Here is a 14,909-nt window from a genome sequence, read left to right on the forward strand (position 1 = left end):
TCCGACGCGGCTGCCCGGCAGGTTCTCCTCACCGAGGCCCGCACGGCCAACACCTTCGCCCCGGCACCGGTGCCCGACGCCAAGACTGCGGCCGCCCCCGGCGGTGGCCGTGCTGGCCATGGACACCCGGTTCCACGCCGCGACTCGACCACGACGACGGGGTGCCGTGGGCCTGACCGCCCATCCCGAGCTAGGCGGCGGTGCGGTGCTCGGCGGCGGGCCGGAAGGCGGCGATCGCGGCGGCGGTCATCGGGCGGCCGTAGTAGTAGCCCTGGGCGTAGCGATAGCCCAGCCGGTAGAGCTCGGCCGCCTGTTCCGCCGTCTCGACGCCCTCGGCGACCGCGCGCAGCCGCATGCCGTCGCAGATGCCGATCAGGGCCGCGGCCACCACCGACTCGTGGCCGCCGGTCGCGATGTCGTCGACGAACGACTTGTCGACCTTGAGGATGTCGGCGGGACAGGTGCGCAGCAGGCCCAGTGAGGAGTGGCCGGTGCCGAAGTCGTCGAGGGCGATCTTGACGCCCTGGGCCGCGATCGCCCGCAGCTCCGTCATGGCGGTGCCGCCGTCGAACACCGCCGTCTCGGTCACCTCGACCGTGAGCTGATCCGGTGGCAGGCCGGTGCGGCGCAGCACGACGGCCACGTCGGCGGCGAAGCCGACCTCGCGCAGCTGGCGGGCCGACACGTTGACGGTGACGGTGCGCGGGGCGGCGTCCCCGAGCTCGGCGCGCCAGCGCACCGCCTGCCGGCACGCCTCCTCCAGGATCCACGCGCCCAGCGGCACGATCAGGCCCGTACGCTCCGCGGCCGGAATGAATTCGGCCGGGCCGACCGGCCCCCGCTCGGGGTGGGTCCAGCGCACCAGCGACTCGACGCCGAAGAGCTCGCCGCCCGGCATCGAGACGATCGGCTGGTAGAGCAGGAACAGCTGGTCGGTGTCGAACGCGGTGCGCAGGTCGGCGGCGAGCCGGGCGAGGGCGGCGGTGCGCTGGTCCATGGCCGGCTCGTACGCGACCGACCGGCCCTTGCCCTGTCCTTTGGCCTCGTACATCGCGACGTCGGCGCGCCGCAGCAGCTCCGGGGCGGTGTCGTCACCCCGGGCCGGGGTCAGGCCGATGCTGGCCTCGACGACCAGTTCGTACCCGCCGGCCCGGACCGGCCGGCGCAGCTCGGCCGCCACCGAGGCCAGGCCCGTGGCGGCGTCCCCGAGCAGCAGCAGGGCATATTCGTCGCCGCCGAGCCGGGCGACCATGCTGGTGGCCGGGACGGACGAGACGATCCGCTCGGCGACGGCGGTGAGCAGCTCGTCGCCGACCGCGTGGCCCAGGTCGTCGTTGATCGCCTTGAAGTCGTCGAGGTCGATCAGGGCGACGCTGACGTGGTCCGGGTCGTCCTCGAGCGCGGCGTCGATGGCGCGGACCAGCTCGCCCCGGTTCGGCAGCCCGGTGAGCAGGTCGTGGGTGGCGCGGTGGGCCAGTTCCCGCTGGCGGGCGTCGAGGTCGTCGAGCAGCCGGGCGTTGTCCCGCAGCGCGACCACCTGGCGGGCGGCGACCAGGATCGTGACACTTACCGACCCGACGGCGATCATCAGCCGGTCCGGGGCGCTCGAGCCGGTGGTGGTGAGAAGCAGGGCGCCGGTGGCGAGGACCGCCGCGTACGGCATCAGGGAGAGCCGCCGCGACACCGGCCGCGGAAGCGGCCGGCCGACCCGGGTGGCCCGCGTCTGCCGGTCGGCGGCCAGGCAGGTGAGCAGGCAGGTGGTCGGCAGGATGACGTACGCCGAATTGAGGTGCGGGCGGGCGGCGAGCAGCGGTGCCAGGGCCCCGCCGCCCGCACCGACCGCGCCGGTCAGAGCCAGGATGTGCAGCGCGCGCCGGTCGATCGGGTCGGTACCGGTGAAGGCGACCTTGATGAACGCGAAGACGCAGATGAACCCGGCCGCCACCACGACCAGGAAGGAGACCGACGCGGACGGGCTGTTGCCGAGCCAGTCGCGCCAGCGTGGATAGAGCAGATGCCAGGAGAACGTCAGCACGGTCACGATCACCGTGGCGATGTCGAGACCGAACCGGATCCACTCGATCCGGGCCCGTCTCGACCCGGGGATGCGCATCAGCCCGATCAGCATCAGGAGCAGGCCGGACACGTACACGACAGAGGTGACGACGCCGATCTGGCCGTTCTCGGCGCCGGTGAAATAGTCGCGCGCGGCGCTGGCCGACCCCAGCCCGACCAGGCCGACCCCGACCGAGACGTACCGCCAGAAGGTGCGGCCGTGCGCCCCGGCCCGCCACGAGGAGACCACGGCCAGCGGCACGGCGACGAACAGCGTCAGCCAGCCGAGCTGCGGCGGGACCCACACGGCGAGCCCGATCGCGAACCACAGCACGGCGAGGACGTCGAGGCCGATGCTCGTGGCCAGGACGCGGGTCAGCCGCCATGGCGGTACCACTGCCTCCACGACGATCTCTTCGGCCGCCCGGCCGTTTTGCAAAGCGCGTCGACGAGGCGGATCTAACATCGGACTGTGCAGCCCAAGACGGATTCGGCGGCCCGGCCGACGATCAAGCGGTTCCTGCACGGCGAGCTCGCCAAGGTCGACGACGAGGGCTGCATCCTCGACCTCGTCGTCGAGCTGACGGACGGCGTCGTGCACCACCACCTGGGTGGCCAGCACCCCGGACAGCGCGAGGTGGCCACCCGTTACGAGGTGGGCCCGGCCGGCGACCTGACCGTGTGGTCGGTACGCCTCGACCGGGACCTCCCGCCGGAGGTCCGGCGGGTGATCACGTACAGCTCGCAGGGGTGGCTGACCGTCGAGGGCCCGGCGTTGCCGCTGGACGTGCGGGTGCCGGAGCCCGCCGCGATGGTCGACCCCCGGGGCTGGCAGGACTCCTACAAGGGCCCGGGCCGCTCTCAGCTCGGGTCGTAACCGCCGTTCGCGATCTCCGCCGGCGCACTCGGCCGGGACGGCTTGCAGCCCAGCTCCCGGCGCGCCTTCTCGCCGGTGGCCCGCTGGTCGAGCAGCAGTGCCTCGCCGAAGCCACCGAGCCGCTCGACGGGCTGGTGGTGCCGGGCCGCAGACGCCGAACGGCGGCCCACCCGAAGGTGAGCCGCCGTTCGAGAAGCGTCGGATCAGAGCGGGCGAATGTTCTCCGCCTGCAGGCCCTTCTGGCCCTGGGTGATCTCGAACTCGACGCGCTGGTTCTCATCGAGGGTGCGGAAGCCGCTCGACGCGATCGCGGAGAAGTGCGCGAACACGTCGGGGCCGCCGTCGTCCTGGCTGATGAAACCGAAGCCCTTGTCGCCGTTGAACCACTTGACTGTTCCGGTAACCATGTCTACTCCTTCGCAGGCTGTTCGAGCCGCACCGCGCGACTCGCACGCCGCCGTGTTGATAACCTGCGCCGAACCGACACAAAAACGAAAAGGCGCCCATAAGGCGCCCGAAACGTCTACGGAAATCAAAACTGCAACGGGGCTAACCTAGCACAGGAGTCAGCGGGCTGCCGACAACGTCACCGATGGGGTCACGCCGTAGACCGAGGCGTACGCGGCGGCGAACCGGCCCAGGTGCGTGAACCCCCAGCGGTGCGCGGCCTCGGCCACGGTGCAGTCACCGTGCCGGAGCTGGTCGTGGACCCGGCTCAGGCGTACGCGTCGCAGGTAGGCCAGCGGCGCCATGCCGATGTGCTTCTGGAAGCCCTGCTGCAAGGACCGCACGCTCACCCCGGCGAGCGCGGCCAGCGACGCCGCGGTGTACGCGCTTTCCGGATCGGCCCGCATGGCCTCGACGACCACCCGCACATGGCGGGGCCGGGCCGGCGACACCGGCTTGTGCAGCAGCTCCCGGTACGGGTGGTCGATCGCGTACAGCAGGGTGGTGATCAACGCCTCGGCCAGCGGCTTGGTGACCAGCGGGCGGTGCAGCGCGCTGTGGAAGTCCTCGAAAACGTCGGTGAAGACGCGGAACAGCCGCAGCCACGCCGGCACCCCGGCCATTGGCAGCTCCGGCGAGAAGTCGACCGGACCGGGGATGTAGCGCTCGAGCAGGTTCTCCAGGTGCAGCTCCAGGTCGGCCCGCGGAATCTGCAGGTAGGTCATGTCGGTGCTGGGCTGGATGCGGTTCCGCCGGGGGGCGCGCACCGGCCGGTAGAACCCGGCCATGGCGGGCGTGATCCGCCACCGGTCGGTGGCCTCACCGACGTCGAGGCGGCCTTTGTGCACGGTCGCCAGGGCGTACACCTCGGTGCTGGCGGTCGTCAGGACGAGATCGGCGGGCACTCTCGACCGGGCGACCCGGATCCGTCCCACCATGCGGTTGTCCAGCCGCAGCCCCGGGGTCTCGAAGCTGGGCGAACGGTCGGCGGAGAGCCGGATCCGAGCGTGCGTGGCGTACCACGCGATGATCTCGTTCAGATCAGCCGACTTGAACATGGTTCGATGCATTCTTGCCACGCTACGGGAGCTCACCTGCGCGGGAAGAGGCCCTTCGGCCGTACCGCGCTACTGATCAGAGATCGACCGGTACGAACGGACGTTTCCCGGTTCCTGTTCGGACACCGGCGGTGTGGCCGGAACGGGTGGCGTGGCCGGGACCGGTGGCGTGGCGGTGGCCGGCGGCACCACCCGGGTGGCCCGGCGGCGGGAGACCGCCACACCGGCCAGGCACAGCGCTCCCCCGGCGAGGGTGAACCAGCCCGGCACCTCGCCGAGGAACAGCCACGACATCAGCACGACCAGGGCCGGTACGACGTAGGTGGTCGCGCCCAGCTTGCCGGCGGTGGTACGGGCCAGCGCGTAGGCCCAGGTGGTGAACGCGATGGCGGTGGGACCGACACCCAGGTAGAGCATGTTGAGGGTGGCGGACGGCGGAGCCTGCGCGGCTTCCCGGACGAGCAGACCGGCGAACGGCAGCAGCGCGACCGCGGCCACGAGCGCCGAGAAGGTGGTGATCTGCAGGGCGCTGCCGTGCTTCAACGCGGGTTTCTGGGCGACCACGCCGATCGCGTAGGTGATCGCGGCCAGGACGCACAGCAGCACACCGAGCAGGGAGGAGCGACCGCCGCCGGACATCGACAGACCCACCACCGCCGTGCCGGTGAACGACACCGCGATGCCCAGCCACAGCGAGCGCGGTGCCGCCTCGCCCAGCAGTCGGGCGCTGAGCAGGGCGATCAGGATCGGACCGACGTTGACGATGAGCGCGGCCGTGCCCGCGTCGACCAGGCGCTCGCCCCAGTTGAGGAAGACCATGTAGCCGCCGAACCACAGCAGGCCGGAGATCAGGATGCCCGGCCAGGCCCGGCGATCGGGCCAGCCCACCCGGCGGACCAGAGCGAACGCCCCCAGCAGCACCGCCGCGGTGGCCAGCCGGCCCAGCGCGAGGGCACCCGGCGAGTAGGCCTCACCGGCGCTCCGGATGGCCACGAACGCGGACGCCCAGAAGAACACGGTCACCGCGGCCGCCGCGAGGGCACCGGTGCTCTGTCGATCGCTCATGCGACGAACCTAGGAGCGCGACCCTTCGGCGGCCACCGAAATTGCGACCGGCCCCGATTGCGACCGGCCCCGGTCGCGACCGGCGCGGCTCAGATGGTGATGCCGGGACCGGCGCTGTCGTCGACGCCGAAGGAGATCTTGTCGACCACCTCCACCACGCCCGGGATCCGGTAGGCCAGCCGGGCGGCCTCGGTCGCCGACGACCACAGCCGCACCTGGCCGGTGAGCACCGTCACCCCGTCGGTGACCTCCGCGGCGACCCCGTCGGGCAGCACGCCTGTCACGTCGGCCCGGATGTCGTCGTCCGGGCGCAGGTGGATCTTCAGCAGGTCGCCGCGGGTCACGATGCCCACCAGCCGGCCCAGGTCGTCGACCACCGGCAGGCGCTTGACCCGCTCGGCGTCCATCTTGCGGGCCGCCGCCGGGATCGACGTGCCGGTCAGCACGGTCACCACCGGCGCGCTCATCAGGTCGGCCGCGGTCCGCCCGTGCGCCTTGCCCCGTTCGCCACGGCGGCGCCGGCCCTCGAACAGGCGGGGCTCGCCGCCCTCCGCGTACTCGATCTTGCGCAGCAGGTCGGCCTCGCTCACCACCCCGATGACCCGCTGGAAATCGTCGACCACCGGTACCGCGCTGAATCGGCGCTCGACAAGCGTGTCCACCACGGACCGGTAGGAGGCGGCCTGCTCGACCGACACGACCGCCACGGTCATCACGTCGTCAACCGTCCAGTTCCGCATGACTTCCTCCCTCGTCACCCTGAAGTTACGAGCGGTGATGTCGACGGCGTAGGGCCAGAAGGCCCGCTTTTCAAGTACGCACCTGCGTTCTTGTTGAGAAGGGGGCGCGGCAGAAAAATCAATGGCCGCCATGACCCCCGAGCAACTGCGCTTCCACGCCGCCAACCTCGACGGAATCCGGTCCATGCTCGGCGAGGTCAGATCCGCCTGCCACCGCATCGGCCGGGATCGGCCGGCGTTCGGCCCCACCTGCGGGTGGATCCTCATCGGCCTGGGTGACCGGCAGAAAAAACACGAGGAGCTCCTGGCGTACGTCGAGGAGACCCTGCTCCTGATGAGCCAGGGAATTCATCGGGTCGCCGACGGCACCGAGGAGTTGAAGACGCTCATCCGTCGCGACGACGACGACCTGCTGACCACGGACGGCGTGCCGATCATCGAGGACCCGCCGCACTCGCTGCACGGACTGATGGAGAGCGCGATCGACCGGGTCCGCGACCGGGAGTGGGTGGAGCCGGAACTGGCAAGCGCGGCCCCGGTCGCCGAGTTCGCCGCGCCGGTGGACGACCGTTATGCCGTGCTGCGGGCCGGTGGCCTGGCGTGCGCGATGCGGTGTGTCGAACCGCTCCGCCGAATGCTCGACGACCTCGCCGGCACGCCCGAGGTGGTGGCCACGCACGCCGCGGTGTGGCTCGGCAACGGCTCCGACCTGCTCGCGCTCAGCGCGCTGCTCGACGAGTGTCTCGAGGCCGACCTGCCCGACCGGGACCGGCAGGAGACCCGCTCCTACCGGTCCTTGATGGCCCACAACGTGCAGGCGCTGATCGGGCTGGCCGAGATCTCCACCGCGATGGGCTTCATCACGAAGGCGGCCGGCGACCTGATCCTGCTGGCCCGCGACATCATCCGCGGCCTGATCGGCGACCTCTTCGCCCGCGTCACCACCTGGATCGTCGACACCCCGGCCGGCGCCCCGCGACCCGCCATGGCGGCCCGGCTGGCCGTCGTCGTGCTCACCGCCTGGCGCATCCACGCCTACCTGACCGCGCTGGGCGACAGCATCAGCTCGCTCTCCCGCACCGTGGAGGGCTGAGCCCGCCGCTGTCGCCGCGCCCGGCCGGGGGTCAGGCGGTCGCCATCGCTTCGGCCGGCCGCTCGGCCTGGCTGTTGCCGCGGGCGCGGAAGAAGCCCCAGGCGACCAGGGCCGCGGCGATGACCGCGAGCACCAGGCCGGCGACAGTGAGAGCGTGCCGGAACTCGGTGGTCTGCCCCGCGGTCCAGTTGCCGCCGGCGAGGGAGCCGGTGAACATGGCGGCCAGGATGGTGCCGGTGACCGCGATGCCGGCACCCGTGGTGACCTCGGACGACGTGTCGACGAGGGCGGCGCCGATGGTGGTGCGGCTGGCCGGCAGGCCGCGGAGCACGTTGGTGCCGGCGACCACGCCGACCACCCGCAGGCCGGCGGCCACGAGCACGAGCGAGATCGCGACGAACACGTAGCCGTAGTTGCCGAACAGCGCGTAGAACGCGAGCCCGAGCACGACCGCCCCGGCGCTGAGCCACGCGGCCCGGTCGAGGCCGACCCGGTTGACCAGCGGCATGAGCAGGGCGCCACCGGCGACCAGCATGATCACCTGCGGCAGCATGCCGATCGCGGCGAGCCCGGCCGACCATCCCCAGTCGAGCTGGAGCTGGAGCGTCACCAGATAGCCCAGGCCGGCCGTGGCCAGCCCGGACGCGGCCTTGAACGCGAGGCCGCTGGACACGAGCGGGTGGGCGATCAGTTTCGGGTCGAGCAACGGGTAGCGCGCGGTGCGCTCGCGGAGCACGAACAGGACCGCCCCGGCGACCGCCGCCGAGGTGACCGCCCACGGCGCCCACGACCCGGTGCCCCGCTCGACGAAGAGCGTCGGCGCGACCAGGGCGAGCACGATCGTGGCCGTGCCGAGCACCGCACCCGCCCAGTCGATCGGGTCGCGGTGCCGGTCGGCCTCGACGTCGGCGGCGATGCCGGAGCGGATGCCGGCGAACGCGAGCGCCGCGATCGGCACGTTCATCAGCAGCAGGACCTGCCAGGGCGCGACCGCGAGCACGAAACCGCCGACGGTCGGGCCGAGCGCCAGGCCGACCAGGCCGACGGTGGTGATGATGTTCATGGCGCGCACCCGCAGGTCGTCGGCGGGAAAGAGCCGGAAGGCCAGGGCCATCGACCCGGGCGTGGTCATCGCGGCGGCCACCCCCATCGCCACCCGTACCGCGATGAGCTGCTCGGCGGTGGTGACGAACGCGGTGGCCAGGCCGGCCAGGCCGAGCAGGACCAGCCCGACGAGCATCACGCGGCGGCGGCCGAACCGGTCGGCGACCGCGCCGAAGGCCAGCATCAGGCCGCCGAACACGACCGCGTAGGCCCCGGTGACCCACTGGAGCTCGGTGGTCGAGGCGTGCAGCTCGCGCCCGATCGTGGGCAGTGCGACGTTCAGGATCGAGTTGTCGAGCATCTCGAACAGGAACACGGCCGACAGGCCGGCCAGGGCCACCCAGGCCTCTCGTAGCGTTCGCATAGCGCCTCCCCGCAGCGTGGCCCGACGACGCGGACCACGAGATGATGTGCAGGGGTCGGATCGGCACCCGCAGGACTAACTTTAGCGACTAAGTTTAGTGACACAAGAGGGAGACCGGATTTTGCCCAGAAATAGTGAGCGGGGCGGTCCGCTGACCCGTGCGCGGATCTCGACGATCGCCGCCCGGCTGTTCCTGGAGCACGGCTTCGACAACGTCACCGTCGCCCAGGTGGCGAAGGAGGCGGGGGTCTCCAGCGTCACGGTCTTCAACCACTTCCCGCGCAAGGAGGACCTGTTCCTCGACCGCTCCACCGAGGCCACGGAACTGCTGCGCACCACGGTCCGCGACCGGGCGCCCGGCCTCACCCCGGTCGCGGCCCTGCGCCGGATGACCCTGGCCCTGGTCGACTCGCGTCATCCGCTCTCCGGCGCCGACGATCGATCCGTCCCGTTCTTCCGCACCGTGGCGGCGTCCCCCGCGCTGCTGGCCCGGGCCCGGGAGATCGGCTACGAGCTGCAGCGGGCCCTCGCCGAGGAACTCGGGCCCGAGAGTGACCTGCTGGCCGCGTTCTTCGTCGCCGGCTACAGCACGATCATGGTCGACACGGCCCGCCGCCTGATCGCCGGCGAGCCGCACAGCACCCTGCTGGCCGATCACCGCGCCCGCTTCGAGCACCTGTTCGCGGCCCTGGCCGCCGCCACCGCACCGGCCGGGCAACCGCGGCCCGGCACCCCGAGCGGGGGCTAGCGCGCCGGCGGCGGGTCGAGGCCCGCGCGCGATCACCCGGGGACGGGCAGACTCGGCCTATGCGCCATTACTCCGTACACCTCAGGGCGCCGAACGGCGCTGAAGGCAACCTCGAAGCGTACGGTCACTGGGGTCGCCCGATCCTGGTCTTCCCGACCGAGGGTGGCAACGCGCGGGAGTGGGCGGAGCACGGCATGGTGGCGGCCGTGGCGCCGCTGATCGAGGCCGGGCGGGTCAAGTTGTACTGCGTGGACTCGTTCGACGGGGGCACCTGGTCGGCCCGTGACCTGCCGCTGGAGGAGCGCGCGCGGCGGCACGGCGATTACGAGCACTGGCTGCTCGAGGCGGTGGTGCCGCACATCCGAGCGGACACCGGCGACGCCGAGATCGGCACCGCCGGGTGTTCCCTGGGGGCCTTCCACGCGCTGAACTTCGCGTTCCGGCGCGCTGATCTCTTCCCCCGGGCGCTCTGCTTCTCCGGCAACTACGACCCGGGGACGTGGGGTGGGTGGGGCGAGCGCGGCGACGCGGTGTATTTCAACAATCCCGCCGATTACGTGGCCCACCTGCACGGCGATCATCTCGCCTGGCTGCGTTCACGGCTGTCGCTGCTGCTCGTCTGCGGCCAGGGCCGATGGGAGGACACCACCGGCGCGCTGCCGTCGACGCGGCGGATGGCCGAGCTGCTGACCGACCGCGGGATCAACCACGAGCTGGACGTGTGGGGCCACGACGTGCCGCACGACTGGCCGTCGTGGCGAGCTCAGCTGAGCCGTCACCTGCCGCGTCTCGGCTGACCTCGGGGCACTTCGGCGGGGCGATCGCGGTGGCCAGCCGGCGCAGCTCGCCCTGGTCGGCGGCGCCGAGGCCGGCGGCGATGTCGGGAAGCCGGTCGGCGATGTCGGTGTGCACCGCCTGCGCGGCCGCCTGGCCGGCCGGCGTGACCGAGAGCATGATCATTCGCCGGTCGGTGGTCTGGCATTCGCGTCGCACCAGGCCCCGCCGCTCGGTGCGGTCGACGAGCTGGCTGAGGGCGTTGCGGGCCATGCCGAGCACGTCCGCCAGCTCGGCCATGCACCGGGGCTGCCCGGAAATCGTGCACAGCAGCTGGGCCTGGGCCGGCGTGAGGTCGTGGTCGGCGCAGATCTGCGTATAACGCCGCTGAATGAGCAGCGACAGGCCGATCAGCCGATCGCCGAAGCCGTCGGACACCCGCGCCTCCCACCCATAGCGTCTGACCACCCAGGGTTTCCTTCATCACACCCGGGCGGGGCCATCCTAGCTTGCCGAAGTTCATGTCGTGAACTAATTTTCGTTCACGGCATGAATCATCGACCGTCTAGCGCCGGAGGGCACAACACGATGGCAACGGCATTCGAACCGTACGACATGGGCGGCATCAAGCTGGCCAACCGCATCGCGATGGCCCCGATGACGCGCAGCCGCGCCCACGGCCCCGGCCTGAGCCCGACCGAGCTGAACGCGACCTACTACGCCCAGCGGGCCGGCGCCGGACTGATCATCACCGAGGGCGTCCAGCCGTCGGTGACCGGCCAGGGCTACACGTTCACGCCCGGCCTGCACTCCGACGAGCAGGTCGCCGGCTGGCGGACGGTCACCGACGCGGTGCACGCCGAGGGCAGCGTGATCTTCGCCCAGCTGATGCACGCCGGCCGTATCGGCCACCCGAGCATCCTGCCCGGCGACCTGACCCCGGTCGGTCCGTCCGCGGTGAAGCCGGCCGGCCAGATCTTCACCCACGAGGGCCTGCAGGACCTCGAGACCCCGCGCGAGCTGACCGAGGACGAGATCCTCGCGACGATCGCCGACTTCGCCGCCGCCGCCCGCAACGCGGTCGAGGCCGGCTTCGACGGCGTCGAGATCCACGGCGCGAACGGCTACCTCGTGCAGCAGTTCCTCGCCGCGAACGCCAACCGGCGCACCGACCGCTGGGGCGGCGACGTGGCCGGCCGGATCCGCTTCGCGGTGGAGGTGGCCAAGGCGACCGCCGCGGCGATCGGCCCGAACCGCGTCGGCATCCGCATCTCCCCGGCGAACCCCTACAACGACATCGTCGAGGAGAACACCGCCGAGCTGTACGAGGCGCTGCTCGCCGAGCTGGCCCCGCTGGGCCTGGCCTACCTGCACGTGGTGGAGGGCCCGGACGCCGAGCTGACCCGCCGCCTGCGCGAGCAGTGGCCGACGACGTTCGTGCTCAACCCGCGCACGCACCCCGAGCCGACCGGCCCGGAGTCGCTGGCGCTGATCGAGGACGGCAGCGCCGACATCGTGTCCTACGGGGCGTTGTTCCTGGCCAACCCCGACCTGCCGGCCCGGCTGGCGGCCGGTGGCCCGTTCAACACGCCGGACATGTCCAAGGCGTTCGGCGGCGACCACAGCGGTTACACCGACTACCCCACCCTGGCCGGCTGAGCCGATCCGACCGACTCCGACCGGAAGTCGCCCCGGCCCGGGGCGGCTTCCGGTCAGTCGTGCACCTCGAACGTGCCGGTCAGCTCGGCCGTCGAACTGCCGCCGACCCAGACGTCGAAGACCGAGGCGTCGCGCACCCAGTCCCGCTCGGCGGCGTTCCAGTAGGTGCGGTGCTCGGGGCCGAGCGTGAAGGTGACGGATCGCGACGACCGGGCCGGCAGTGACACCCGTTCGAAGCCCTTGAGCTCGCGTACCGGCCGGGCCGCCGATCCGTGCCGCTGGTGCAGGTAGAGCTGAACGACCTCGGCCGCTTCCCGGTCGGATTCGTTGGTGACCGTCACCGTCACGGCCGAGTCGGAGACCACAAGGTCGCTGTACGCGAACCGGGCGTAGCTGAGCCCGTGCCCGAACGGGAAGAGCGGCGTGCTCTGCTCGTCCCAGTAGCGGCGGCCCTGGTTGGCGGGTTCGTGCGAGCGCGTGTGCGCGTAGGTCATCGGGACCTGCCCGACCGTGCGCGGCCAGGTGAAGGGCAGTTTTCCGCTCGGCGAGACGACCCCGAACAGCAGGTCGGCCACGGCGTTGCCGCCCTGCGTGCCGGGGTACCAGATGTCGAGGATGGCCGGCACGTTCTCGGCCGCCCAGCGCAGGTCGAGCGGCCGGCCGTTGAGCACCAGCAGGACGGTCGGCGTGCCGGTGGCGACGACGGCCTCGAGCAGGTCGAGCTGCCGGCCGGGCAGATCCAGCGAGGAGCGCGAGGCGGCCTCGCCGATCATGTTCTGCCACTCCCCCAGCACCACGACCGCGACGTCGGCCGCGGTGGCGGTGGCGACCGCCTCGGCGAACGCGGCGTCGGCGTCGAATCCCGGCGGGTCGCTCGGCGCGTTGTCGCCGAACATGTCGAACATGGACGGGAAGGTCCGCTGCCCCACCGGGATGCCGGGGGCATAGGTGACGTTCGGGGCGGCCGCGCGCAGGCCGTCGAGCACGGTCACGGTCTCGTCCAGGTCGAAGTCGAAGACCCACGGCCCGAGCGTGTCGCGCTTGGCGTCGGCGAGCGGCCCGAGCACCGCGATCGAGCTCTCCGGGCGCAGCGGCAGCAGGTCACCCTCGTTGCGCAACAGCACCGCGGACCGCTGCGCGGCCACCCGGGCGACCTCCCGATGGGCCGGTTCGGCCAGGATCTCCCGAGCGCGCGCCTCGTCGACGTACGGGTTGTCGAACAGCCCCAGCCGTACCTTGGCCGCCAGGATCTTGCGCACCCGGGCGTCGACGACCTCCTGGCTGACGGCACCGTCCGCGACGGCCGCCGGCAGGTGCGCATAGGCCGGATCGGTGATCGCCATCTCCAGGTCGACCCCGGCGGTCACGGCTCGCGCCCCGGCATCGGCGAGATCACGGGCAAAACCACGGGTCGCCAGATTGCGTACGGCGTTGGCGTCGCTGACCACGAAGCCGTCGAAGCCCCACGTGTCCCGCAGCACCTCGGTGAACAGCCAGTGGTTGCCGGTGGCCGGCACCCCGTTGAGGTCCATGTAGGCGGTCATGATGTTGCCCGCCCCGGCCTCGACGGCGGCCTTGAACGGCGGGAAGTAGACGTTCCACAGCTCGTGGTCGGAGAGGTCGACCTCGTCGTAGTCGCGTCCGCCGCGCGCCGCCCCGTACCCGCCGAAGTGTTTGGGCCCGGCGATGACGCCGTCCGCGCCGACCTCGCCGTCCGCGCCTCCCTGGAAGCCGCGGACCTGGGCGGCGGCGACGACCGAGCCGAGGTAGGGGTCCTCGCCGGCGCCTTCGACGATGCGTCCCCAGCGCGGGTCGCGGGCGATGTCGACCATCGGCGCGAACGCCCAGTGGATGCCGACGGCGCGGGCCTCGCGGGCGGCGACGGCCTGGCCGCGCTCGATCGTCTCCGGGTCCCACGAGGCGGCCATCGCGATCGGCACCGGGAAGATCGTGCGCAGGCCGTGGATGACGTCGAAGCCGAACAGCACCGGGATGCCGTGCGGGTTGCCCTCGATCGCGAGCCGCTGCAACCGGTTGATCTCGGCCGGATCGGTGACGAACAGCAGCGATCCGGCCTCGCCCCGGCGCAGCGCCGCCTCGACCGCGCGGGGCTGTTCGGTCACGTCGAGCCCGAGGGCCGGTTCGGCCTCGGCGCCGGTCGGGAGCTTGAAGTAGAAGTACTGGGTCAGCTGTCCGGCTTTCTCCGCCGGCGACATGCCCTCGAGCAGTTCCTCGACCCGCTTCTGCACCGCGTCCACGCCGCCACCTCTCTCGAACTTCGACGTGTCTCGAACTTACACGTGTAAGCGAACGCTACCCCGGTCCCCTGGCCGCGTCCACCGGTCGCCCGGCCCAGGGGCGTTCACCAGCCCATGGTTCCGGGGCCGCCCTTGAACGGCCCGGTGATGCCGTCGGTGATCCAGCCGCCGTAGAAGTCGCCCTCCTGCGCCCGCACCAGTTCCCCGGCCACCCGGCACTCGTCGACCCGGCTCGGATAGAAGGCGACGGCTCCGGCGATCTCCGCGAACCCGGGGGTGGGCCGTTCGTAGGACCAGCCGGCCCGCTCGACCCGGGGCGCCCCGGCCACGACGACGTCCCAGTAGCCGGCGACGCCCTTGAACTCGCACAACGACCGGCCCGCCCCGGGCTGCAGCACCCCGTCCGCGAGGTCGGCCCGGGGCACGTAGTAGACCGGCGGATGCGACGTCTCCAGGACCCGCCAGCAGTGGTCGCTGTCGGCGATCAGCTGCCCCGCGTGGGTGATGGTGACCCGGGCGTCGGTGCGTTCCAGACGCGGCGGGCGAGGATAGTCCCAAACTGACTCCATCGGTCCAGCTTGCCAGCTCGCCCCGCCGCCGGCCGCCGGCCGGCGGTGCAGGACCCGGCCGGAGCCGGAAATGGGTGGCGCCGGTCCCGGATCGGGGC

15 protein-coding genes are annotated in these 14,909 nt (G+C 71.9%); 5 read left to right on the forward strand and 10 right to left on the reverse strand.

Annotated features, from left to right (window positions below):
• Positions 1-190: 190 nt before the first annotated feature.
• The gene (locus Afe05nite_RS11055; RefSeq protein WP_203816926.1) at positions 191-2,461 is read right to left on the reverse strand and encodes a putative bifunctional diguanylate cyclase/phosphodiesterase; all 2,271 of its coding nucleotides are present in this window, start codon (positions 2,459-2,461) and stop codon (positions 191-193) included.
• A gap of 66 nt (positions 2,462-2,527) precedes the next feature.
• Between Afe05nite_RS11055 and Afe05nite_RS11060 the strand changes: the two genes are divergently transcribed.
• Positions 2,528-2,932: a hypothetical protein gene (locus Afe05nite_RS11060; RefSeq protein WP_203816927.1), complete on the forward strand. Its 405-nt coding sequence runs from the start codon at positions 2,528-2,530 to the stop codon at positions 2,930-2,932.
• Here the strand turns inward: Afe05nite_RS11060 and Afe05nite_RS11065 are convergent.
• From Afe05nite_RS11065 to Afe05nite_RS11085, 5 genes are all read right to left on the reverse strand, one after another.
• The gene (locus Afe05nite_RS11065; RefSeq protein WP_203816928.1) at positions 2,917-3,102 is read right to left on the reverse strand and encodes a hypothetical protein; all 186 of its coding nucleotides are present in this window, start codon (positions 3,100-3,102) and stop codon (positions 2,917-2,919) included. The genes Afe05nite_RS11060 and Afe05nite_RS11065 overlap by 16 nt on opposite strands.
• Positions 3,103-3,135: 33 nt before the next feature.
• On the reverse strand, positions 3,136-3,339 hold the full coding sequence (locus Afe05nite_RS11070) for a cold-shock protein (protein ID WP_203816929.1): 204 nt from the start codon (positions 3,337-3,339) through the stop codon (positions 3,136-3,138).
• Positions 3,340-3,498: 159 nt separating this feature from the next.
• A complete protein-coding gene (locus Afe05nite_RS11075; protein ID WP_203816930.1) occupies positions 3,499-4,449 on the reverse strand; it encodes a helix-turn-helix transcriptional regulator in 951 nt (316 codons plus the stop codon).
• 57 nt (positions 4,450-4,506) lie between these two features.
• A complete protein-coding gene (locus Afe05nite_RS11080) occupies positions 4,507-5,502 on the reverse strand; it encodes a DMT family transporter (RefSeq protein WP_203816931.1) in 996 nt (331 codons plus the stop codon).
• Between the two features lie 89 nt (positions 5,503-5,591).
• Positions 5,592-6,242: a CBS domain-containing protein gene (locus tag Afe05nite_RS11085; RefSeq protein ID WP_203816932.1), complete on the reverse strand. Its 651-nt coding sequence runs from the start codon at positions 6,240-6,242 to the stop codon at positions 5,592-5,594.
• A gap of 130 nt (positions 6,243-6,372) precedes the next feature.
• Between Afe05nite_RS11085 and Afe05nite_RS11090 the strand changes: the two genes are divergently transcribed.
• Positions 6,373-7,335: a hypothetical protein gene (locus Afe05nite_RS11090; protein ID WP_203816933.1), complete on the forward strand. Its 963-nt coding sequence runs from the start codon at positions 6,373-6,375 to the stop codon at positions 7,333-7,335.
• Positions 7,336-7,366: 31 nt separating this feature from the next.
• Here Afe05nite_RS11090 and Afe05nite_RS11095 read toward each other — a convergent pair whose 3' ends face one another.
• Positions 7,367-8,803, reverse strand: coding sequence for an MFS transporter (locus tag Afe05nite_RS11095; RefSeq protein WP_203816934.1), 1,437 nt, complete (start codon positions 8,801-8,803; stop codon positions 7,367-7,369).
• A gap of 121 nt (positions 8,804-8,924) precedes the next feature.
• On the opposite strand from Afe05nite_RS11095, the gene Afe05nite_RS11100 reads away from it, so the two are divergent.
• Both Afe05nite_RS11100 and Afe05nite_RS11105 read left to right on the forward strand, forming a co-directional pair.
• A complete protein-coding gene (locus Afe05nite_RS11100) occupies positions 8,925-9,551 on the forward strand; it encodes a TetR/AcrR family transcriptional regulator (protein ID WP_203816935.1) in 627 nt (208 codons plus the stop codon).
• 59 nt (positions 9,552-9,610) lie between these two features.
• A complete protein-coding gene (locus tag Afe05nite_RS11105) occupies positions 9,611-10,348 on the forward strand; it encodes an esterase family protein (protein WP_203816936.1) in 738 nt (245 codons plus the stop codon).
• On the opposite strand, the gene Afe05nite_RS11110 is transcribed toward Afe05nite_RS11105, so the two are convergent.
• Positions 10,254-10,793, reverse strand: coding sequence for a MarR family winged helix-turn-helix transcriptional regulator (locus Afe05nite_RS11110; RefSeq protein WP_239117724.1), 540 nt, complete (start codon positions 10,791-10,793; stop codon positions 10,254-10,256). The genes Afe05nite_RS11105 and Afe05nite_RS11110 overlap by 95 nt on opposite strands.
• A gap of 120 nt (positions 10,794-10,913) precedes the next feature.
• Between Afe05nite_RS11110 and Afe05nite_RS11115 the strand changes: the two genes are divergently transcribed.
• Positions 10,914-11,984, forward strand: a complete 1,071-nt coding sequence (locus tag Afe05nite_RS11115) for an alkene reductase (RefSeq protein ID WP_203816937.1) — start codon at positions 10,914-10,916, stop codon at positions 11,982-11,984.
• Positions 11,985-12,037: 53 nt separating this feature from the next.
• Here the strand turns inward: Afe05nite_RS11115 and Afe05nite_RS11120 are convergent, their stop codons facing one another.
• Positions 12,038-14,242 (reverse strand): glycoside hydrolase family 3 N-terminal domain-containing protein, encoded by a 2,205-nt coding sequence (locus Afe05nite_RS11120; protein ID WP_203816938.1) that lies wholly within the window; start codon positions 14,240-14,242, stop codon positions 12,038-12,040.
• A gap of 104 nt (positions 14,243-14,346) precedes the next feature.
• Positions 14,347-14,811: a DUF427 domain-containing protein gene (locus Afe05nite_RS11125; protein ID WP_203816939.1), complete on the reverse strand. Its 465-nt coding sequence runs from the start codon at positions 14,809-14,811 to the stop codon at positions 14,347-14,349.
• Positions 14,812-14,909: the final 98 nt, after the last annotated feature.

Origin of the sequence: Paractinoplanes ferrugineus (assembly GCF_016862195.1) — a bacterium.
Classification (GTDB): domain Bacteria; phylum Actinomycetota; class Actinomycetes; order Mycobacteriales; family Micromonosporaceae; genus Actinoplanes; species Actinoplanes ferrugineus.

Bases quoted from the DNA above. Each gene is read 5' to 3' on its own strand.
- Afe05nite_RS11070 (WP_203816929.1), bottom strand. From the start codon at position 3,339: ATGGTTACCGGAACAGTCAAGTGGTTCAACGGCGACAAGGGCTTCGGT.
- Afe05nite_RS11075 (WP_203816930.1), bottom strand. From the start codon at position 4,449: ATGCATCGAACCATGTTCAAGTCGGCTGATCTGAACGAGATCATCGCG.
- Afe05nite_RS11080 (WP_203816931.1), bottom strand. From the start codon at position 5,502: ATGAGCGATCGACAGAGCACCGGTGCCCTCGCGGCGGCCGCGGTGACC.
- Afe05nite_RS11085 (WP_203816932.1), bottom strand. From the start codon at position 6,242: ATGCGGAACTGGACGGTTGACGACGTGATGACCGTGGCGGTCGTGTCG.
- Afe05nite_RS11090 (WP_203816933.1), top strand. From the start codon at position 6,373: ATGACCCCCGAGCAACTGCGCTTCCACGCCGCCAACCTCGACGGAATC.
- Afe05nite_RS11095 (WP_203816934.1), bottom strand. From the start codon at position 8,803: ATGCGAACGCTACGAGAGGCCTGGGTGGCCCTGGCCGGCCTGTCGGCC.
- Afe05nite_RS11105 (WP_203816936.1), top strand. From the start codon at position 9,611: ATGCGCCATTACTCCGTACACCTCAGGGCGCCGAACGGCGCTGAAGGC.
- Afe05nite_RS11115 (WP_203816937.1), top strand. From the start codon at position 10,914: ATGGCAACGGCATTCGAACCGTACGACATGGGCGGCATCAAGCTGGCC.
- Afe05nite_RS11125 (WP_203816939.1), bottom strand. From the start codon at position 14,811: ATGGAGTCAGTTTGGGACTATCCTCGCCCGCCGCGTCTGGAACGCACC.